At 31.7% G+C, this 20,336-nt stretch carries 20 protein-coding genes; 9 read left to right on the top strand and 11 right to left on the bottom strand.

Features of this window, described 5'->3' with window-relative positions; genetic code table 11:
• The first annotated feature begins 402 nt into the window (after window positions 1-402).
• The gene (locus tag AB1282_RS13320) at window positions 403-1,134 is read left to right on the top strand and encodes a class I SAM-dependent methyltransferase (RefSeq protein ID WP_056474217.1); all 732 of its coding nucleotides are present in this window, start codon (window positions 403-405) and stop codon (window positions 1,132-1,134) included.
• 71 nt (window positions 1,135-1,205) lie between these two features.
• Here the strand turns inward: AB1282_RS13320 and AB1282_RS13315 are convergent, their stop codons facing one another.
• Window positions 1,206-2,420, bottom strand: a complete 1,215-nt coding sequence (locus AB1282_RS13315; RefSeq protein ID WP_390312788.1) for an EAL-associated domain-containing protein — start codon at window positions 2,418-2,420, stop codon at window positions 1,206-1,208.
• Window positions 2,421-2,433: 13 nt separating this feature from the next.
• Window positions 2,434-3,198, bottom strand: coding sequence for a 2,4-dienoyl-CoA reductase (gene fadH, locus AB1282_RS13310; protein WP_429899315.1), 765 nt, complete (start codon window positions 3,196-3,198; stop codon window positions 2,434-2,436).
• 122 nt (window positions 3,199-3,320) lie between these two features.
• Here fadH and AB1282_RS13305 point away from each other — a divergent pair, with 122 nt between their 5' ends.
• From AB1282_RS13305 to AB1282_RS13285, 5 genes are all read left to right on the top strand, one after another.
• Complete coding sequence (locus tag AB1282_RS13305) at window positions 3,321-4,154, top strand: metallophosphoesterase (protein ID WP_390312789.1); 834 nt, start codon at window positions 3,321-3,323, stop codon at window positions 4,152-4,154.
• A 132-nt stretch (window positions 4,155-4,286) separates the two neighbouring features.
• Entirely contained in the window at window positions 4,287-4,679 is a 393-nt protein-coding gene (locus AB1282_RS13300) for a hypothetical protein (RefSeq protein WP_429899314.1), read from the top strand.
• 144 nt (window positions 4,680-4,823) lie between these two features.
• A complete protein-coding gene (locus tag AB1282_RS13295; RefSeq protein ID WP_082459565.1) occupies window positions 4,824-5,363 on the top strand; it encodes a YkyB family protein in 540 nt (179 codons plus the stop codon).
• A gap of 197 nt (window positions 5,364-5,560) precedes the next feature.
• Entirely contained in the window at window positions 5,561-5,824 is a 264-nt protein-coding gene (locus AB1282_RS13290) for a phage holin (RefSeq protein ID WP_056474275.1), read from the top strand.
• A gap of 281 nt (window positions 5,825-6,105) precedes the next feature.
• Window positions 6,106-7,410: a DUF3967 domain-containing protein gene (locus AB1282_RS13285; protein ID WP_056474203.1), complete on the top strand. Its 1,305-nt coding sequence runs from the start codon at window positions 6,106-6,108 to the stop codon at window positions 7,408-7,410.
• A gap of 96 nt (window positions 7,411-7,506) precedes the next feature.
• Here the strand turns inward: AB1282_RS13285 and AB1282_RS13280 are convergent, their stop codons facing one another.
• Together AB1282_RS13280 and corA are read right to left on the bottom strand one after the other, a co-directional pair.
• On the bottom strand, window positions 7,507-8,823 hold the full coding sequence (locus AB1282_RS13280; RefSeq protein WP_056474200.1) for a sensor histidine kinase: 1,317 nt from the start codon (window positions 8,821-8,823) through the stop codon (window positions 7,507-7,509).
• 164 nt (window positions 8,824-8,987) lie between these two features.
• The gene (corA, locus tag AB1282_RS13275) at window positions 8,988-9,932 is read right to left on the bottom strand and encodes a magnesium/cobalt transporter CorA (RefSeq protein WP_056474196.1); all 945 of its coding nucleotides are present in this window, start codon (window positions 9,930-9,932) and stop codon (window positions 8,988-8,990) included.
• A 146-nt stretch (window positions 9,933-10,078) separates the two neighbouring features.
• Between corA and AB1282_RS13270 the strand changes: the two genes are divergently transcribed.
• Window positions 10,079-11,239: an aminotransferase A gene (locus tag AB1282_RS13270; protein WP_390312791.1), complete on the top strand. Its 1,161-nt coding sequence runs from the start codon at window positions 10,079-10,081 to the stop codon at window positions 11,237-11,239.
• Window positions 11,240-11,299: 60 nt separating this feature from the next.
• Here the strand turns inward: AB1282_RS13270 and AB1282_RS13265 are convergent, their stop codons facing one another.
• A complete protein-coding gene (locus AB1282_RS13265) occupies window positions 11,300-11,749 on the bottom strand; it encodes an RDD family protein (RefSeq protein WP_056474190.1) in 450 nt (149 codons plus the stop codon).
• Window positions 11,750-11,771: 22 nt separating this feature from the next.
• Window positions 11,772-12,662 carry an NAD(P)-dependent oxidoreductase gene (locus AB1282_RS13260; RefSeq protein ID WP_156339721.1) on the bottom strand — a complete coding sequence of 297 codons (891 nt, stop codon included), beginning with the start codon at window positions 12,660-12,662 and terminating at the stop codon, window positions 11,772-11,774.
• Between the two features lie 230 nt (window positions 12,663-12,892).
• Here AB1282_RS13260 and AB1282_RS13255 point away from each other — a divergent pair, with 230 nt between their 5' ends.
• A complete protein-coding gene (locus tag AB1282_RS13255; protein ID WP_056474182.1) occupies window positions 12,893-13,507 on the top strand; it encodes a nitroreductase family protein in 615 nt (204 codons plus the stop codon).
• A gap of 65 nt (window positions 13,508-13,572) precedes the next feature.
• On the opposite strand, the gene AB1282_RS13250 is transcribed toward AB1282_RS13255, so the two are convergent.
• From AB1282_RS13250 to glcT, 5 genes are all read right to left on the bottom strand, one after another.
• Complete coding sequence (locus tag AB1282_RS13250; protein WP_056474180.1) at window positions 13,573-13,872, bottom strand: ArsR/SmtB family transcription factor; 300 nt, start codon at window positions 13,870-13,872, stop codon at window positions 13,573-13,575.
• 172 nt (window positions 13,873-14,044) lie between these two features.
• Entirely contained in the window at window positions 14,045-15,754 is a 1,710-nt protein-coding gene (gene ptsP, locus AB1282_RS13245) for a phosphoenolpyruvate--protein phosphotransferase (RefSeq protein ID WP_056474176.1), read from the bottom strand.
• On the bottom strand, window positions 15,754-16,017 hold the full coding sequence (locus AB1282_RS13240) for a phosphocarrier protein HPr (protein WP_056474173.1): 264 nt from the start codon (window positions 16,015-16,017) through the stop codon (window positions 15,754-15,756). Before AB1282_RS13240 ends, ptsP begins: the two co-directional genes overlap by 1 nt.
• A gap of 142 nt (window positions 16,018-16,159) precedes the next feature.
• Window positions 16,160-18,211, bottom strand: coding sequence for a glucose-specific PTS transporter subunit IIBC (ptsG, locus tag AB1282_RS13235; RefSeq protein ID WP_056474170.1), 2,052 nt, complete (start codon window positions 18,209-18,211; stop codon window positions 16,160-16,162).
• A 288-nt stretch (window positions 18,212-18,499) separates the two neighbouring features.
• A complete protein-coding gene (gene glcT / locus AB1282_RS13230; protein WP_056474272.1) occupies window positions 18,500-19,351 on the bottom strand; it encodes a glucose PTS transporter transcription antiterminator GlcT in 852 nt (283 codons plus the stop codon).
• A 180-nt stretch (window positions 19,352-19,531) separates the two neighbouring features.
• On the opposite strand from glcT, the gene AB1282_RS13225 reads away from it, so the two are divergent.
• The gene (locus tag AB1282_RS13225; RefSeq protein ID WP_429899310.1) at window positions 19,532-20,314 is read left to right on the top strand and encodes a Cof-type HAD-IIB family hydrolase; all 783 of its coding nucleotides are present in this window, start codon (window positions 19,532-19,534) and stop codon (window positions 20,312-20,314) included.
• Window positions 20,315-20,336: the final 22 nt, after the last annotated feature.

Raw genomic sequence — 20,336 nt, 5'->3', positions numbered from 1 at the left:
TTGTCCAGATATAGTTTCTCATTACCCAACTCCAATAAAATGAAAAACGAAAAACAAGACGGACGATGTAAAAAGAACTTTCGAAATAAGTCCTCTCAAATAAAATCCTCCTCGGGCTGAACTTTTACTAATCGTATCATTTCTATATTGAAATTTACCACACGAATCGTTCTTATCTTTTTTACATTAGTTGACATAGAAAAACACTACTTTTAATTAAAATTAGGTTTTATATATGAATTCGTCGATTTTTGATAAAATTAACTAAACCTCTATGTTCCAAAACAAAATTTTTTCTGGGTAATTTCTCCCTTTATCTAAATAAAATTTAATGTTAAAGTTAGATAATTTGTGTCAACTTTTCAATTTTCAAAAACTTTTGGACGATTAGGGAGTGTTAATATGGAGTTTCGTGGTTCTACGGTTTACAATCAAGATGATTTTTTTTCAGAGTATATTCGACGAAAAAATAGAGAAGATAGTCCTAACAATGCGATTGAAGGACCAATCATCAATGAACTAATTGGGAATGTTGATCGAAAAAACATATTAGATTTAGGATGTGGTGACGCATCATTTGGTAATGAACTTCTACTACATGGAGCTAAAACCTATACCGGTATAGAGGGATCAGAGCACATGATTAAAGCAGCCTTGACTACTTTAAAGGATACAGTAGGTACCGTCCAACATACTTCAATCGAGGATTATCATTTTCCTACGAATTCATTTGAACTTGTCACTTCTAGATTTGTACTACACTATATTTCAAACATTGAGCTATTATTTCAAAAAATATTCTTCAGCTTAAAAGAAACCGGCCATTTTGTATTTAGTGTTCAACATCCTTTAACTACTGCCTCCTTTTTAAGTAAACAATCAGGAGATCGACGCGAAAATTGGATTGTAGACGATTACTTTCTAACTGGCGAAAGAAAAGAACCATGGATAAATGAAATAGTAGTCAAATACCATCGCACAATTGAACAATATTTTACTCTTTTAAGAAAGACTGGATTCCGGATTGATCAATTAAAAGAAGGTACTCCACAACAAATACATTTTAAAAGCAAAGAAGAGTTTTTAAGAAGACAAAGAATACCAATCGTACTTGTTTTTTCTTGTTTTAAATAGACTAAGCATAAAAAATGACTGTCATTTTTGAGACGACAGTCATTTTCTGATTAAATCTTATAAGAGAATCACTAAAAAAGTAACTCATTATGTTTAAATAAAAAATCATAACTTAAGTCAATATATAAATAGCTTCCATTATTCATTGGATAAGAAAACGTTCGAATCTTTTCACCGGTTTCAATATCTCTGTACATATCTGATAATTGTCCCTGATCATTTGATTGCATTTTCAAAACGGTTTCTAAAAAATATGGCCTCCAGCTCCAGTTTCTACCTTTATACTTTTCCTGAAGCTCCCACTGCTCGCCATTAACTTTAAACAAGTTAGCTGATTGCTGAAAACCGTCCTCATCACAAATATACATCCTAAAACAAAATGAATTTAATTCACTTGAAATATTAATTAAAAATGAATTTAAATCCGCTCCTAATTTAAATTTATTAATTGCCGATTCGACTTTTTGTTGTATTAAATTTGTCATATCTCTAAGCGCAATTAATTTGTTTTTTTCGCCTCGAATATATTTTAAGATATCATTCTTTAGTGGCTCACATTCATGATTTAATTGACTAATTGATGGTTGTGGTGTAAATAAGTATGCACCTTGATAGAATCTTCCACCATTCTTCCATGCATTTCTTAATTGAATTGAATCGATTATTCCATCGTAGTACATCGATGCCCCTACTTTTCTTGCCACATAAATTACGGAATTTAATAAATCTTGAAATGATGATGTATGTAGTTGTTGAACCATTTTAAAATCGATTTTAATGATATCTGGAGACAAAAACCGTAGTTTTTCTAAGTTAATTAACTTCTCATTTACGCTATTAATCGCAAATTTAATACCATATGTTTGATAATAAGTAATTAAATTTTTTAATTCTTTCTCAAAACCATAAAAAAGTTGATGTTGAAGAATAATGACAATTTTATTTAGTTGTATACCCTTTTCTTCATATGATTGTAAAATCGATAAAAGATTTTCTGGGTCATCTGAAAGAAGTGCTGAAGGGTGACGATTAATAAAAATACCACCATCGAATTTAAATTGTACAACTTCATCGAGAGCTTGAATTAAAATATGATTGTCAACCTCTAATAAGTAGTCATCTGGCACCAAATCATTTGCAAAGAAGAATTCAAGGCTGTGTAAATTTTCAAGTTTAAGTCTACCAACAACCTCAACTCCTACACAATTTTGTGTATCGGCTCCATATATTGGTTGAAAATATGGTACGACTTTATCTAAGTTACTTATTACGTCTAAAGGATCCATTTTGAACCTCCTTCTAAAATGGGTATTGATGTAAGGACTGTCCTCCATCCATTGTAAAACAAGAACCATTAATATAACCAGCCTCATTTGAAAATAAATATGCACAAAGTCCCGCTATTTCTTCTGGAGTGCCTAACCTGCCTAGTGGTACACTTTGTATTGTGCGGTTTTCTAATTCATCAGAAAGCCATAGTTTAGCCGCACCACCTGTACGCTCAATAGGTCCAGGAGCGATCGCATTGACTCTAATTCCATATCTTCTACCCCACTCAACGGCTAATGTTCTTGTCATAGCGAGGACACCAGCTTTAGCTGATGCAGAATGAATGACTCCAGGACCCGCATCCCAAGCATATGTAGCAATTATATTTGTAATCGCTCCTTTAATTTTATGTTGTATCATATACCGTCCAACTTCAGAACTACAATAAAAGGTTCCATTTAATACGATATTTATAACCGTGTTCCAACCGTTCACAGACAAATCCTCTGCAGCACAAATAAAATTGCCAGCCGCATTATTTACTAAGAAGTCTATCGTTCCAAATGTTTGATCAACTTCATTTACCATATTTTTAATTAATTCCGGATCCCGTACATCCATAACAATTGGTAATACTTGACCATCATATTGTTCAATTTCCTCTTTTGCATTATTTAATTTTTCTAAATCTCTTCCGGCAATAACCACATTTGCACCTTCTTTTGCAAAACGCATAGCCATTGCTTTCCCCATACCACTAGAGCCACCAGTAACGATCACAACCTTATCCTTCACTCGTATCACTCCCTTTGTATTCTATAGTTTAACAACATTTTGTTATTTTGAGAATATTTTTAAGAATTAAACTATTTAATATAGTATGCAGTATTTATTTCTTTAAAAAGGTCGGGGGACAATTGAAAATTAAACTAACATCATTTTTTTTACTATTAATTTGTACAATCTATTATTCAGTCTATGTTGAGCCAACTTCAATTCGAACTAAGCATTTAACATTTTCAGACTATCGATTACATTCGAATACTACTATTAAATTAATACAAATCTCTGATACTCACTTTAATAATAAAAAAGATATAGAGCGATTTAAAAAGGTTGTAAATAATATAAACCAAATGAAGCCTGATTTTATTCTATTTACTGGAGATTTGGTTAGTGATATACGAAAGTTTTCTTACAAGCATGAAGTTATTCAACTTTTAAAAGAACTTAATCCAAAAATTGGAAAACTTGCAATATATGGTAACCATGATCATGGGGGTTATTTTACTGAACAATACGAAGAGCTGTTAACCCAAAGCAATTTTATATTATTAAAAAACGAAGAAAAAACTTATTTCGTTCAAAAACAAAAAGTATCATTTATCGGTCTCGATGATTATATGCTAGGAAACAAGCAATATAATGATATTTTAGAACGAATTCAAAAAAATAGTTATACGATTGTTCTAGCACATGAACCTGACATTGCTGATATGACGAAAAACTATCCGATCAATCTTCAGCTCTCTGGCCATAGCCATGGCGGACAAATTTATTTACCTATATATAAGTCCTTTATAATGCCTCCATATGCAAAGAAATACAACCGAGGTGTTTACACCCTTTCAAGTAAATTTAATAGTCATTTAGTCGTTTCAAATGGAATTGGGACAACTAAACTACCAATTCGCCTATTTACTCCACCTGAAATCGTATCAATTGAAATCACAGGCAAAAATAAAAAATAATAATGATCAAGAATTATTATTCCCCACAGCTCTCACCCGTACTAGGTTGGTTACCTATTTTTATGGGTACTTGCTCAATTATTTTAGTACTCCCATACACTAATATTGAAGACAAGAGAGGAGGTTAAATACATGAATTATCAATATCACCCTAATTTACATTATTATTATAGAGAAGATCATGCTCCATCCTACTACTATGATCATAACGAACAACGCTTTCTACCTTTTTTCCCAATTTTGCCAATAATAGGAGGGTTAGCGGGATTAGCAGGCGGATTCGCGTTAGGTGCACTAGCGTTTAGACCACCTTATTATCCGCCATACGGACCATACCCACCATATCCAGCATATCCTCCGTACGGTGGTGGGTTAGGCGGTGGGTTCGGTGGTGGATTCGGTGGCGGATTCGGCGGTGGATTTCCTGGATACCAACAACCTTACCCACCTGTAAATCCTGGTGCTTTTTTACCTAGTAATGCCGGATTAAATTCGCCAGGTAATATAGGACCCTATCCATACTAAATAGAAAAAAGCTAGTCGTATTAATGAATATTATTTCGATTAGCTTTTTATTATATAACCACTTCTCTAGATTTGATTTGAAAAAATTTAAACTAAAGATATAATATACTCATATCTATTATTTTTTGGAGGTAACCAAGAAGCATGAAATCGAAAGAACCTAGCCTGAATAAACTAAATTTTACAAATGAAGAAATTTTTCAGGCAATATTTGTTGTAAATAAACATGCTAAAACAGCACTTGAACCAAGTGAACTATATTCACTAAAAAGACAAGCTATATTAAAGCTTATTGATAAAGGAATTGCTAAGAAAGTTGGATTACATTTTTCAAATAACCCCAAGTCAAGTAAACAACAATCTGATGTGTTGATTGCTTGTGGAGAATTTTTCTTTCATATACCACCGTTAAAAGAAGACTTTAAACTTCTCCCGCATTTAGGAATATTAGAAAATACTCACCGTAACCCAAAGGTATCCATGTCATTAAGTTATGCAAAAAAAATACTTCATCATTTCTTAGGTATTCAAAACGTTAAATCTGAAAACCATTTCAAAAACGGATCTAACTACCGAAAAAATACCCCAGGGCAATTTTTAAGAGCTTCTTCATTTCTAAATAACTCTACATTTACTTTTCCGAGTGAACCAATTCGTAAAAATAAAGGTAAGCAAGAGAGATAAGTTGAAACAATTCTTACTAAAATAACATTAATATAGATTAAATGGGAAGATTAAAAACCTTTTAAATTAAATGGTTTTTATCCTTCCCTTTTTTTATTTGAATGTACGGATATTCATATTTTCCCCCTTTTATTTTAGTAGATTTGTCACACCTATTATATGAAGCAAGCATACTTTATTAACAGGGGGTGATTGATCTGTTCGGTAAAAATAACTTACAAGATATTATTCGTTATGTTGCTGGGTTCTTATTTGCACTTCAATTGTTACTAAATTCTTTTGGGTTTAAATTCTTAAATAATGAACAAATTGATGCTGTAATTAATATAATTTCATTCCTTTTTATTTTATACTTCGGTGCTAAGCATAATTATTTAGGTAAAAAAGGACAAGCTCAAAAGGCTGTACTTCAAGAAGCAGGATTAGAAAAAACAAATAAGCAGACAAATTCAGATCAATAGATTACTTTATGTCTACTTTTTGATAGATTAGATTACAAATTTAAAGATTTGGTTTGAGAGTGATTAAACATTGTTTCACTCTCTAATTTTGAGTCGAATTTATGCTATTTTTTAAGTAATATTTTCTATTTTTCACTATTTTTCCTCATATATTGATTTTAATTGTAGTAAACATATGGACTTTGTTATACATTGTAGAATTATTTTAAGAAGATTAGGTAGGAAAATTTTAACTTTGTATTGAATGTTCTAAAAACACACATTTTTCAGGAGGATATCAAATGTCAGTAATTTTTACAAGTAAAGACATTTCAAAGAAATTAAAAATAGGTAAATCTCGTGTAAGAGAGATTAGTAAGGAATTAGAAAAGAAAGAATATCATTTTACAAAGAACCAAGATACTAGAATCTATAATCAAAACGATTTCGAATTATTTCAAATGATTATTAAAGAGTACCAACAGAATGAAAATCTTCTACGATCAGTTGAATATGCTTTAAATAACCAATCAGTTCAAAGTCAATCTGAAGCTCATGTAATTGAAACACCTTCAATTGAGAATGAAATTACAGAAAAAATTACTGAAATCAATCCAAATAACACCCCGAATATTCCTCTAGAAATTAACATACATAAAAATTTTGACATGAAGTATGACTCAGAACTAATTGAAGTAGAAAAGAATGAAATAGTTGAAGTAGCAGTTTCCCAAATTGAAACAATTGATTCGGAATTAATCCATCATTCACTATTACAAGAAGAAACACCTTTAGAAGTGTCTGTATCCCAAGAAGAAACAATCGAAGTAGCAGAGATAAGCCAAATAACTTCACAAGATACAAATCATTTAGAAAAATCACTTTCACAACTAGAAACAATTGATGAAATCGTAATGGAGCAATCTATTTCACATGATACTGAGAAGTTTGAAGAGTCCGTATCACAATTCGAAATAATAGAAGAAGATGTAACAGATCAATCTTTACAAAAAGAAGAGCAAGTTACAGTATCTGGTGCATTAAATGAGCAAACAGATCAAAACACTGAGGTTGAAGTAGTCCAAGAATATCGTTTTGAAGAAATGACTGTTGAACAAGTACTTGAGGAAAATAAAAAACTACCTGATGAAGTAGTTCTTTCGAAGTTAAATGGATCAGTAACTGAACCTATTGTTTCAAAAGAAAATGTCACTACTTTTGTACCGACAAATTCTAATCAAATTATGTTTGAAGAATTTATGTCTCAAATTACGAATCTAGCATATCAAAATGAACAAATTCTAACTCAAAATCAAACATTAATTAATCAAAACTTGGAGAAGGATCAAAAGTTAGAAAAAATATTATATTCAGTTGAAGAAAAAAGTGAAGAGCTTCAAGGGTTAGCAACAGTAATTGAAGAAAAAGATGAAAAATTAGAGCAAATGTTTGAAGAAATTAAATCAAAAGAATCTGGTCGAGATGCTCAATTAATGAGGATGATTAGAGAATTACAGGAAACAAAAAAGATGGTAGCTGCCTCAAAAGAAAGAGACTGGAAGAATGCAATTAAATCACTCTTTTTTAAACCTAAGTCAGCAAAATAATTTGTTTATTATTTAGCACTTATCACTATTCACGAACATTAAATTTAAATATAATTAGTTTAAAAAGAGAAGGGAAATTTCCAATTTCCCTTCTCTTTATTCTTTCATTTGGATCTCTTCACTCTGTTCTTGATGGTATGCTGGTAACACGATATGAACTTCAGTACCTTTACCCTCTTCACTTAAATACTCAATCGTTCCCTTATGGGCTTCAATGATACTAAAGGTAACCATTAGTCCAAGACCTGTTCCTTTTTCTTTTAAAGAATAAAAAGGTTGTCCTAACCGGTCCAATTGTGCTTTTGACATACCTACTCCATTATCTTTAACAACAATTCGTATGTACTCTCGATCTCTTTCTTTCTCAATATTAGCTTCAATCTTAATATAACCTTTCGTGTCCTTTATAGCTTCTACGCCATTTTTTAGAACATTAATGATTGCTTGTTTAAGCTTAGCTCGATCTCCGACAGTATACATATCCTCATTTACATTTACTTGTAAGAAAGCACCTTGCAGTGAGGCGTAACTCGACATTAATGTTGTTACTTCATTCAATTGCTCTGTCATATTGATTATTTTCTTTTCTTCAATTTGAGGTCTAGCTAAGTTTAAATAATCCGAAATGATATTTTCTGCTCGGTCTAGTTCAGCTAATACAAGTTTCATATACTCCCTATTCGTTCCACTTTCTTGATTCTCAATCAACTGAATGAAACCCCTTACAACTGTTAATGGATTTCTAACTTCATGAGCTACACTCGCCGCAAGTTCACTCACCATATTTAATTTCTCCGATTTCTGCATTTGAACACGAATTTCAGCATTTTCAAATAGAAACTCTCGTAAATAAACATGAAACAGCATTGTAATTGTTAAAACAGTAAAAAATATGCACGCCGAAAAAATTGTTTGATCTGATTGGTACTCTTTAATACCATTAACCGTTGCTTCATAATAAAGCAAACAGACCATACTGAACGAAAATAAAATTGGCATTAGTATACTTAAAGCAAATTTCTTTCGTTTAGAAAAACTAACCCAATGTGGTGAAACAATAAATGGTAAAATACACGAAATCAATTCAAAAGGAAAAGATTTCAAAGATGCTAAACCATATAGCAAATACACAAAAACTGCTTTCGTTAAAATAATAATCGTTCCGATCAATCTTCCACCATATAAAATAGATGAATAGATTAATAAAATACTAAAAGTAATAGCCATGCTTTTACTAATGTGAATTGGGTAAAGCAAGCAAATAAAAATATTAAAAAAAGTTAGCAATCCAACTAATATTCTATTTTGTTTCGGGCTTGTATTGTGGTATCTACTAAGCCAGAACATTTCGTATAAAAAGACCGGAATGATTATGATTGCAAATTGAATTAATAAATCTTTTAATTGCAGCATTAAAGTGTCCCCCACCCCTTCTTTCAACAAATTATAACATAGTTATTTAAACTTCTAATTATTAATACAAAAAATTCGAAAAAAACATTTCTACATAGAACGTCACATTATTACAAAGTATTCTAAAATATAAGAAAAGTCGTCAAGCTTAAGCGCTTAACGACTTAAAACCAACCTTTTCTTTTAAAAAATATGTACATTATGATCGTAACAAATCCCATTAAAATTAAGATAAATAAGTAACCATATTTCCATGTTAATTCTGGCATATAGTGGAAATTCATTCCATATAAACCTACGATAAACGTTAGTGGTAAAAAGAAAGATGATATGATTGTTAATGTTTTCATAATATTATTCATTTTTTCTGAGCTTAATGAAAAATAGCTTTCTCGAATATCAGAAGCTAAATCTCGATTCGTCTCAATCATATCCGAAAGCTTCATTAAATGATCGTGTATATCTTCAAAATAAATTCGATGTTCAGATATATCTTTAAATCGATTCGAGTTAAGGATTCGATATAATAAATCACGCGTTGGTAAAATCGTTCTTCTTAATTTCGATAAATCCGATTTGGTATCATATAATCTTTCTACAGCATTATCTACTTGTTTCCTTAATGGATCAATTTCTAGGTCTGATAGTTCATCCTCCAAACGATAAATTAATGGAAAATAACTATCTACAAGCTCATCAATAATTCGATGAGTTAAATGAAGTGGACTCTTCGAAGCTCGACGATCTGACATTATATTATCTAAAACTAGTTGTACAATCGGACTTTTATGTATATGAAAGGTGATAACATAATGATCACTTACAAAAATATCCAATTCCGTTTCATCTAAGTCTAATTTATTTAATTCGTGCAAAATTAAAAAATGATATCCTTCATAGTAGTCAAGTTTAGGTCGTTGTACATATTCCAAACAATCTTCAATCGCTAAAGGATGAAAATTAAATTCAGTTGATAAAAGTTGAATCTCATCTTCGGTCGGTTCATTAATATCTACCCAGTACCATAGGTAATTATTTGATTTAGCATCTGCAATCGTTATATTACGATCGATAACTTTATTTTTAGTTATTCCGATTACTTGTAACAAGTTTTTACTCACCTTCTTTAGTCAATCAAATTATTTCACTACTAAATACTTTTTTTATTATATGGTAAAATGAAGGAAATTTCATTGAATAGTTCGATTAAAAAGTTTTAATTTTAATATAAAAATAATAAGTTGAGGGATATAAAATGAACAGATTTATAAACGAAAGTGTAAAAGAAATTCAAATCTCTGGTATTAGAAAATTTGCCCAAAAAATTGAAAAATATGACAATGTCATTGCATTAACATTGGGTCAACCTGATTTTCCAACTCCAGCACCTATTAAAGAAGCTGCTATTCATGCAATTAATCAAAATCAAACAGTTTATACCCCTAATGCAGGACTGCCTGCACTTAGAAATGCTGCTTCTAATTTTTTACAGAAAAAATATTCTTTATCCTATGATCCAACGAACGAAGTAATCGTTACAGTAGGAGCTAGTCAAGCACTCGACGTTACATTTAGAACAATTCTTAACGATGATTGTGAGGTTATTCTTCCAGCACCAATCTATCCTGGCTATGCACCAATTATTCAAACATGTGGTGCAAAACCAGTATTTGTAGATACATCTACTAGTGGTTTTAAAATAACGCCTGAATTATTAGAAGAACAGATTACTGAAAAAACACGCTGTATTGTTTTACCTTATCCAAATAACCCAACAGGTGTCACATTAACGAAAGAGGAACTTGAGAATTTAGCTAACTATTTATCTCAGAAAGATCTATTCATTTTATCTGATGAAATCTATAGTGAACTGACATATGATACTACTCATACTTCTATTGCCAGTTTCCCTGGAATGAGAGAAAAGACAATTGTCATAAACGGTCTTAGTAAATCACATTCTATGACTGGTTGGAGAATTGGTTTTATCTATGCGCCTGCTTATTTAGCTCAGGAAATCTTAAAAGTGCATCAGTATAACGTATCATGCGCTACATCAATCTCTCAATATGCAGCAATTACAGCATTAACTGATTGCATTGATTCTCCGATCGAAATGGCAAAGGAATATAAAATAAGACGTAATTATATGATTGATCGATTAGAAAAGATGGGGCTACCTTGTATTAAGCCAGAAGGTGCATTTTATTTATTCCCTTCAATTAAAGAATTCAATATGCCTTCCATGGAATTCGCACTAAATCTAGTAGAAAAACATAATCTGGCGGTTATTCCAGGAGAAGCTTTTTCTGAATATGGAGATTCATATATTCGACTATCTTACGCTTATTCAATGAAGGAACTAGAACTTGCGTGTGATCGATTAGAAGAGTTTGTAACTAGTCTTAGAAATTAAAAGCTAAATTACGGAAATAAAAAAGCAGGGGTGGATATCTTAATCCTTCCCCTGCTTTAATTATCTAGCTTGTATTACTCTTGTTTTGAATAACAAATCTTGAATTGTTTTATGGTCTTTTCTAAATAACATTAAATAGACATTAACTATTAATGGTACACCTAAAAGTAGAACTGATATTGCTGCGATAAAGATAAAACGAATGAAAAATAGGATCATTGTTGTTTCTTCATAGTTATCTTTTATCATTTTAATAGCTAAAAATCTTTGACCAAATGTCATCCCTTTATTAAATTGTGGAACAACTACAAATAATATGATCATAATAATTGAAATAACGATTAAATCGACCGTTGAATTTCCTGATGTAGAATTAAAACGACTTAATATCTTCTCAGGATTCATTGTAATAATAGCGATAATGATCCCATAGGCTACTGAAACAATAAACGTATCGAATAAAAACGCACTTAATCGTTGATAAAACTTTGCAAGTTGAAAATTCTGCACTTGTTAACCTCTATTCATTAAATTATTGAATGTGGTGAGACGGATCGTATAAAGTATAAAGTGCTTGCGTTCCTTTTTCATCTAAACCATTTTTAGACAGTTCATCGTAGCATTTTTTTGCAAGTAAAAGTCCTGGTAGATTTAATTCCATCTTTTCCGCTTCTTCAATTGCGATTCCCATATCTTTTATAAAATGTTTAATATAGAATCCTGGCTCGAAATCGCCTCTTAATACACGAGGTGCTAAATTAGATAATGACCAACTACCTGCTGCACCAGTAGAAATACTTCCTAATACTTTTTCACCGTCTAATCCTGCTGATGAAGCATATGCAAGCGCCTCACAAACTCCTAACATACCTGAAGCTATTGCAATCTGATTACACATTTTTACATGTTGTCCACTACCAGCATTTCCATGATAAGCAATATTTTTTCCTAAAACATCAAATAATGTGGACATTTTATGAAAAGTTTCTTCTTCTCCACCAACCATAATCGCTAATCTAGCTTCTCTTGCCCCTAAATCCCCACCTGACACAGGTGCATCTAATGATGACATACCTACTGATTTCGTTAGTTCATCAATTTTTTTTGCTAAAGTTGGTGTCGAAGTTGTAAAGTCGATAAAAGTCGTCCCTTTTGAAGCCGATTGGATGATCCCATTATCGCCAAAATATACTTCTTCTAAGTCACTTGGATAACCGACCATCGTACAAATAACCTGACAATTTGGTGCTAATTCTTTAGGTGTATCATACCAAGTAGCACCTAAATCAATTAATTCATTTGCTTTTTCTTTTGTACGGTTATAAATATGTAATTTTGCACCTGCATTGATTAAATGCTTTGCCATACTTTTACCCATAACGCCAATTCCGATAAATCCAACTTGTAAATCTTTTAAATTAATTGCTTCCATTTTACACACTCCTCATTTAATATCCACAAATAAAATTACCATAAAAATTATTAATAAAAAAGCATGAGCTATTCTAATAAAAAAATAAGTAAACTAAACCTTATTCAAATTAAATTTAGGTTATTTCAACACTAATTTGTTGACTCTAATAATGGAACTATCTATATTAAATAAGTACATAAAAATGTAACTAATGCACCTAATATTTGGAGGTATTTCATATGAAAAATGAACAATTTTTTGAAATGATTAAAGAACGAAACTCTACTCGAGTATTCGACTCTTCTACTGAAATCAGTAGCAGTGAAATTACTGAGCTTCTTGATGCTGCAATGACTGCACCATCTGCTTGGAATTTACAACATTGGAAATTCGTTGTATTCCATGGTGAAAACGCACAAGGTAAATTATTACCTGTTGCATATAACCAAGGTCAGATTAAAGATGCTTCATGTGTAATTGCTGTATTAGCCGATACACAATCAGCAAAAAATGTTGACTTAGTTTTCGGACCTGCAGTGGAAGCTGGTTTTATGAAACAAGAAGCAAAAGACAAATTAAAAGCCAATGTTGAAAATGCTTATGCAACAGAGCAACGTAATCGCGAACAAGGGATTTTGAATTCTTCTCTTGCTGGTATGCAATTAATAATGGCTGCATCTGCAAAAGGTTGGAACACTTGTGCAATCGGTGGATTTAACGAACAAGCATTTAAAGAAACTTTCTTAACTGATGATCGCTATATTCCAACGATGTTGGTTGCCATTGGTAAAGAAAAAGTACCTGGACATCCTACTAAACGTTTTTCTGCAAAAGAAATGTCTATTTGGATTTAATAGTACATGAAAAGTAAAAGGGATTCTGACAATAGTCGGAGTCCCTTTTATGTCATTACGATTCATTAACAATGTTGTTCAACAGTTATGATTAATTTCTTAAGTAATTCTAGAGAAGAATCAATTGCTAGTGAATAATATCTATGAGTGCCTTTTTGCTCAATTTGAACTAATTGATTATCACGCAATATCTTTAAATGATGTGATATAGCAGGTCTAGATAATGAAGTTTTTTCTGTAATTTCATTAACAGTTAGCGCTGCACCTTCTGATAACATTAAAATGATATCCTGTCTATAAGGATCGCTTAACGCTTGGAACAAGGGAATACATTCTCTAAATACTTCAATTGCTTCTTTACTCAAATCTTCCACCTACTTTTATTATCCAAAAATAATCTTATTCGTTTAATAATTTAAACATACACTAAATTAAAGAAGCGAATTTGTCAACAGTAGGAACTTTTCGATTCGGTTTGTTACTGAATATATATATAAATCCTAAAAATAAAACAACAGGTTTCCCTGTTGTTTTATTTTAGATGCTATTTACTAAATTAACAACTTCTTCAGCTGTAGACATAGATAAAGCTTTTTCAGCTAATAATTCCATCTCAGCTTTTGAAAGTTTAGCCATTTGACTACGAGCAGGTAGGATTGAAGTAGCACTCATAGAGAATTCATGTAAGCCTAATCCAACAAGTAAAGGAATAGCTAATGCATCTCCAGCCATCTCTCCACACATTCCAGCCCATTTACCTTCTTTATTTGCAGCATCGATTACCATTTTAACTAATCTTAAAATAGATGGGTTATATGGTTGATATAAATATGCAACCTGTTCATTCATACGGTCTGCAGCCATTGTATATTGGATTAAATCGTTTGTCCCAATACTAAAGAAATCAACTTCCTTAGCAAATACATCTGCTAGAACAGCAGAAGCAGGGATTTCAACCATCATACCAATTTCAATATTGTCTGAGACTTGAACATTTTCTTTTATTAACTGTTCTTTTTCTTCTAATAAAACAGCCTTTGCAGCTCTAAATTCATCTAAAGTTGCAATCATCGGGAACATAATTTTTAAATTACCATAAACACTAGCACGAAGTAATGCGCGTAATTGAGTACGGAATATGTCCTTCTGATCTAAACATAAACGAATTGCTCTGTATCCTAAGAATGGGTTCATTTCTTTTGGTAAGTGTAAATAAGATAATTCTTTATCTCCACCGATATCTAGTGTTCTTACTACTACCGGTTTGTCACCCATACTTTCAAGAACTGATTTATAAGATTCAAACTGCTCTTCTTCTGATGGGAAGTTATCGCGTCCCATATATAGGAACTCAGTACGGTAAAGGCCAACACCTTCACCACCATTATTGATAACGCCTTCTACATCATTTGGTGTACCAATATTAGCTACTAACTCAACATGATGTCCATCTTTTGTAACAGTTGGCTCATTTTTCAGCTTAGCCCATTCAACTTTTTGAAGCTCGAATTTTTCTTTTTTAGCTTTATACTCTTCTAATTCTTCATTAGAAGGATCTACTATTACATGACCATCTAATCCATCTACAATGACCATTACGCCATTTTCGATTTTACTTGTTACTTCTTTTGTCCCTACAACAGCAGGTATTTCAAGAGAACGAGCCATGATCGCTGAGTGAGATGTACGACCACCAATATCAGTTGTAAAACCTAAAGCATATTTACGGTTTAATTGCGCTGTATCAGATGGTGTTAAATCTTCTGCAATAATGATTACTTCTTCAGTAATATTGGCAGGGTTAGAAATGGTAACACATAAAAGATGCGCCATTACACGTTTCGTAACATCGCGGATATCTGCAGCACGTTCCTTCATATATTCATTATCCATGCTTTCAAACATTTGAACGAACATTGAAGCAACTTCATTCATAGCAAAATCAGCGTTTACACTTTCAGACTTAATTTTATCTTTAACTGGGTTAACTAGCTCTGGATCATTTAAAACTAAGATGTGCGCAGAAAAGATTGCAGCTTTATCTTCACCAAGTTCAGCATTCGCATGATCACGAATTTTTTCTAATTCAGTGTTAGAAACTTGAATTGCATTGTCAAGTTTAGCAATTTCAGCATCGATATCTGAAATTTGTTTTTTAACAATGTTTAATTCAGGATTTTCTAAGCGAAATGCTTTTGCAATTGCAATTCCACTAGAAGCGGCAATACCTTTGATATGTAAAGACATTATTCGCCTAAACCTTCTTTTTTCATTGTATCTTCGATTGCAGCTAGAGCTTGCTCTGCATCTTCACCGTTAGCACTAATTTTGATCTCAGTTCCTTGTTGAATTCCTAAAGACATTACACCCATGATTGATTTTAAGTTAACTGTTTTACCATTGTACTCAAGATTGATATCAGAATTAAATTTACCTGCTACGTTTACTAATAATGTTGCTGGACGTGCGTGGATTCCAGAATCAGCTGTTACTTTAAAAGTCTTTTCCATAATAATTTATCTCCTTTGTGATTAAATCTACATTTTTGGTATAGACGTTTGGCCTACTATAAATATTCTATTAAAAGGGGTGCATAGTGTCAACTATACTACCCCTTTTAAAAACAAACATTTTTCGTCTATTTAATTAGAATTATTTAATCTTAATGATGCCTACTTCACCTTTTGATTGCTTACCTGGTTTTTCGATTACAACTTGTTGTCCTTCAGCTAAGTTTGTAAATACAACAGGTGTAATTGTAGAAGGTGCATTTTCACGAATAAAGTGTAAATCAATTTTAACTAATTGTTGACCTTTTGTTACTTTCTCACCTTGTGATACCAGTACTTCAAAGCCTTCACCATTTAGTTTTACAGTATCGATTCCAATATGGATTAAAATTTCTTTTCCACCATTTGATAAGATACCAATCGCATGTTTTGTTGGGAATACATTTACAATTTCTCCATCAACTGGAGATACAACTGTACCTTCTGAAGGAATAATTGCAAAGCCATCACCCATCATTTTTCCAGAAAATACCTGATCTGGTACTTCTGTAATTGGGATAATTTCCCCTTCAATTGGATTAATAATAGCTTCTTCAATAGTAGTATCTACTGCTGAAGCTGTTTCTTTATGTGCATCTTGACTAACAACTGGTGTTTTTCCAGTCATAATGTCTTTAATTTGTGATTTTAATGTATCTGATTTAGGTCCAAAAATTGCTTGAATATTATTTCCAACTTCAAGAACTCCAGCGGCACCTAATGCTTTTAAACGATCTTTATTTACTTCATCTTTTGCATTAACTTGTACACGTAATCGTGTGATACATGCATCTAATGAAGAAATATTACTTTTTCCACCTAAAGCTTGTAAAATTTCATATGGTAATTCATTAGCTGGAGTATTACTTGTAGTATCTTCAGCTTTTGCATCTTCACGACCTGGAGTTTTTAAATCCCATTTTCTAATTGCAAATCGGAAACCGAAGTAGTAGATCACTGCTAATGCTAGACCAACGATGATTACCCACCACCAGCCAGTTCTATTCGGTAGAACTCCGAATAATAAGTAGTCTATTAGACCACCTGAGAAAGTCATACCAATTTTAACATTTAGTAATTGCATGATCATAAATGATAAACCAGCAAAGATTGCGTGAATTCCAAATAATACTGGAGCAACAAATAAGAATGAGAATTCGATTGGCTCTGTAATACCTGTTAAGAATGAAGTTAATGCTGCTGATGCTAAAATACCACCAGCGATTTTTTTATTTTCAGGTTTTGCTTCATGATACATTGCTAGTGCAGCAGCAGGTAGACCAAACATCATGAATGGGAATTTACCTACCATGAATGTACCGGCAGTTAATTTTACTCCATCTTTTAATTGAGCGAAGAAGATTTTTTGGTCACCGTGTACAACCATACCTGTTTTATCAGTATATGAACCAAACTCAAACCAGAAAGGTGCATAGAAAATATGGTGTAAACCAAATGGAATTAATGAACGCTCAATGACACCAAATACGAATGCGGATAATGTTAAATTCGCATCAATCATATTATGTGAGAATGAGTTTAAACCGTGCTGAATTGGCGGCCAAATAAAGCACATTAAAATACCAAGTAAAACTGAAAACGCCGCTGTAGCAATCGGTACAAATCGCTTACCTGCAAAGAAACCTAAATATGATGGCAAATCAATTTCATAATATTTATTGTAAGCCCAAGCAGCTAAAATACCGACTATAATACCACCAAATACACCAGTTTGTAGTGTAGGAATCCCTAATACATAAGCAAATGATGGATCATCAAATTTGGCAATATTTAATGTTTTATCTAAAACAACATATTGTCCAACATCTTTGAACACACTCATTGTTTTATTCATAATCAGGAATCCAACGATTGCAGCTAAACCTGCAACACCTTCTCCTCCTGCTAAACCTACGGCAACACCTACTGCGAATAATAATGACAGATTACTAAAAATGATGTCACCAGATTGTTCCATAACTTTCGCTACTAGTTGGAACCAGTGCGCGTCAAGAAACGGTAAATACTTTAATGTTTGTGGATTTTGAAATGCATTACCGAATGCAAGTAATAATCCAGCAGCTGGTAAAATTGCAACAGGAAGCATTAGCGCTTTACCAACTTTTTGTAACACTCCAAAGATTTTCTTAAACATTGTCTTCCTCCTTTTATCCAAACAAAAAAGGCATGAGCAGAAAAAATGAGATTATTGTATCCTGGATATAGTTTCCCCTACCCAAGTATAATAATTCACATTTTTTCAACTCATGCCTGATCGAATCAGTAACACGTTTAATGTGTACAATATTCAATTATGTTTTTATATGATTTCGCTTTCATTATATCTATAGAATTTAAAAATTTCAAGCCAAATTACCCATTTTTTAATTTTTTTTATTTATTATGTTAAAAAAGCGCCAAATTTCTATTTAGGCTTCTTAAATTATTTATTAATTTTACTCTGAACAAGTCGTTCTAAGTGTAAGGTTAAGTATATTACTTCAGCTTCACTTGCTTTTTTATTTAATGAAGCTTGGATTGACTTTAAAATTTTCCATGCTAAATCATAGCATACAGGGTATTCCTTTTTTAAGATTATGCCCAAAGCTGGTGACTCTTCAGATGAATTTCCATGAAATATACGATCAATTAAAAATCGCAAATGACGAACTAATCTTGAATAATGAATACTTTCTTTATCAATTTTAATTTGTAAATATTCTTCTATATAGATGACTAAATCTTTAATGATCTGAGAGAACTTATTTACATCCGATACAACTTCCATTGATAAATTACTAACGATATGAAGAGTTACAAACCCTACTTCTTCGATCGGTAAATTTATATCTATTTCTTTATTTATCAAATCAATAACTTCTTGTGCAATTTTAAAATACTCTGGATACATTGCTTTCGTTTCTTGTAAGAAAGGATTATCAACATTATAGCCTTCTCTAATACGCTTAATCGCAAATATTAAGTGGTCTGTTAACCCGATATGAATTTGCTCATTTAAAGTACATCCTGTTCTTTCAGAAATTAAATAAATCGCCTGCTGCAGCGTACCCATTAATTTTTCATCCATAAAGTTGATTAATGATTTATATTGTTTTTGTTTTTGTTCATCTTTTAAGATGAACATTTTTTCTACTACACCTTCGGAAATTAAATCTCCTCTAGTTTTATTAAAACCGATGCCCTTACCCAACAAAACTACTTCGGTATGATCGGGATTTTTAGCTATTAAAACATTATTATTAAGAACTTTTTTGATTGTATAGCATACTGACATCTCTGACATTTTTTTTATCACCCCCAAGTTTAAAAAATCGCTTTTATATCATAACATAATTTTTCTGAAAAAGTTAAAACACGGTTTAAGTTTCATAAATTAATCATATTTTTTTGATAATCTATTATAGTAGGATAGAATATAAAAGTATAAATATAAATTGAGTAGGTGTTAAGAAAAATGATTAAGTTATTTGTTAGTGACCTAGATGGGACAATGTTTCACCAAGGTCAACTATTTGAACATGATGTTGAAGCATTAAAAAACCTTTTAGATCGCGGTGTTTTATTATGCTTTGCTTCCGGTCGTTTAGATTATGAAATCGTAAAAATTATGGAAAACTTAGAAGGTAATTTTCACCGTATTAGTATGAATGGAACTTATATTTATTCAAATGATGGCGAAGCACTGTTAGATGCAACATTCCATCCAAGTGTAATCGATAAAGTTTACGAAATGATATCAAACGATAAATTTTTAATCTACGTAGCTGATAATTCAACATACTATATCGAAGAGAAAACCGATTTAGTTAGAGAAATTGAAAAGAACTCTAGCATGAATGCAGTTGAATTAAAAACACTAAAAACCGATTTAGGTAAAACGATTACACCAAAAAAATATGTAGTTTTAGGTGAAGATGAAGACTTACTTGAGCTACAAAAAGAATTACAAAAAGAACTACCTGAATTTGTAACTTCCTTTATTTCTGCTAAAAATTGTTTAGATATCGTTCCAGTTAACGTAAGTAAAGGTTCAGCAATTCAAATACTAATCGAAAAATTAGGAATTAAACCGGATGAAATTGCTTGTATCGGTGATGCATACAACGATATCTCAATGTTTGAACTAACTCCTAATAGCTTTGCAATGGAAAATGCTGACGATGCAGTTAAGAAATATGCTTCGTATATCGTACCTTCTGTAGCCGAAGCAGTTAAAATTGTTTTACAAATTAAATAAAATGAATGGGTGCTAATTTAGG

Origin of the sequence: Gottfriedia sp. S16(2024), from assembly GCF_050473765.1 — a bacterium.
In the GTDB taxonomy this organism is placed as follows: domain Bacteria; phylum Bacillota; class Bacilli; order Bacillales; family Bacillaceae_G; genus Gottfriedia.
This window is presented reverse-complemented; position numbering and strand designations above follow the sequence as displayed.

What these genes read in the sequence shown, in the direction of transcription:
- ptsP (WP_056474176.1), bottom strand. Translation starts at nt 15,754, where the DNA reads ATGTCTTTACATATCAAAGGTATTGCCGCTTCTAGTGGAATTGCAATT.
- ptsG (WP_056474170.1), bottom strand. Translation starts at nt 18,211, where the DNA reads ATGTTTAAGAAAATCTTTGGAGTGTTACAAAAAGTTGGTAAAGCGCTA.
- AB1282_RS13280 (WP_056474200.1), bottom strand. Translation starts at nt 8,823, where the DNA reads ATGCTGCAATTAAAAGATTTATTAATTCAATTTGCAATCATAATCATT.
- AB1282_RS13255 (WP_056474182.1), top strand. Translation starts at nt 12,893, where the DNA reads ATGAAAAATGAACAATTTTTTGAAATGATTAAAGAACGAAACTCTACT.
- AB1282_RS13295 (WP_082459565.1), top strand. Translation starts at nt 4,824, where the DNA reads ATGAAATCGAAAGAACCTAGCCTGAATAAACTAAATTTTACAAATGAA.
- AB1282_RS13320 (WP_056474217.1), top strand. Translation starts at nt 403, where the DNA reads ATGGAGTTTCGTGGTTCTACGGTTTACAATCAAGATGATTTTTTTTCA.
- glcT (WP_056474272.1), bottom strand. Translation starts at nt 19,351, where the DNA reads ATGTCAGTATGCTATACAATCAAAAAAGTTCTTAATAATAATGTTTTA.
- AB1282_RS13285 (WP_056474203.1), top strand. Translation starts at nt 6,106, where the DNA reads ATGTCAGTAATTTTTACAAGTAAAGACATTTCAAAGAAATTAAAAATA.
- AB1282_RS13315 (WP_390312788.1), bottom strand. Translation starts at nt 2,420, where the DNA reads ATGGATCCTTTAGACGTAATAAGTAACTTAGATAAAGTCGTACCATAT.
- AB1282_RS13300 (WP_429899314.1), top strand. Translation starts at nt 4,287, where the DNA reads ATGAATTATCAATATCACCCTAATTTACATTATTATTATAGAGAAGAT.
- AB1282_RS13225 (WP_429899310.1), top strand. Translation starts at nt 19,532, where the DNA reads ATGATTAAGTTATTTGTTAGTGACCTAGATGGGACAATGTTTCACCAA.
- AB1282_RS13240 (WP_056474173.1), bottom strand. Translation starts at nt 16,017, where the DNA reads ATGGAAAAGACTTTTAAAGTAACAGCTGATTCTGGAATCCACGCACGT.
- AB1282_RS13270 (WP_390312791.1), top strand. Translation starts at nt 10,079, where the DNA reads ATGAACAGATTTATAAACGAAAGTGTAAAAGAAATTCAAATCTCTGGT.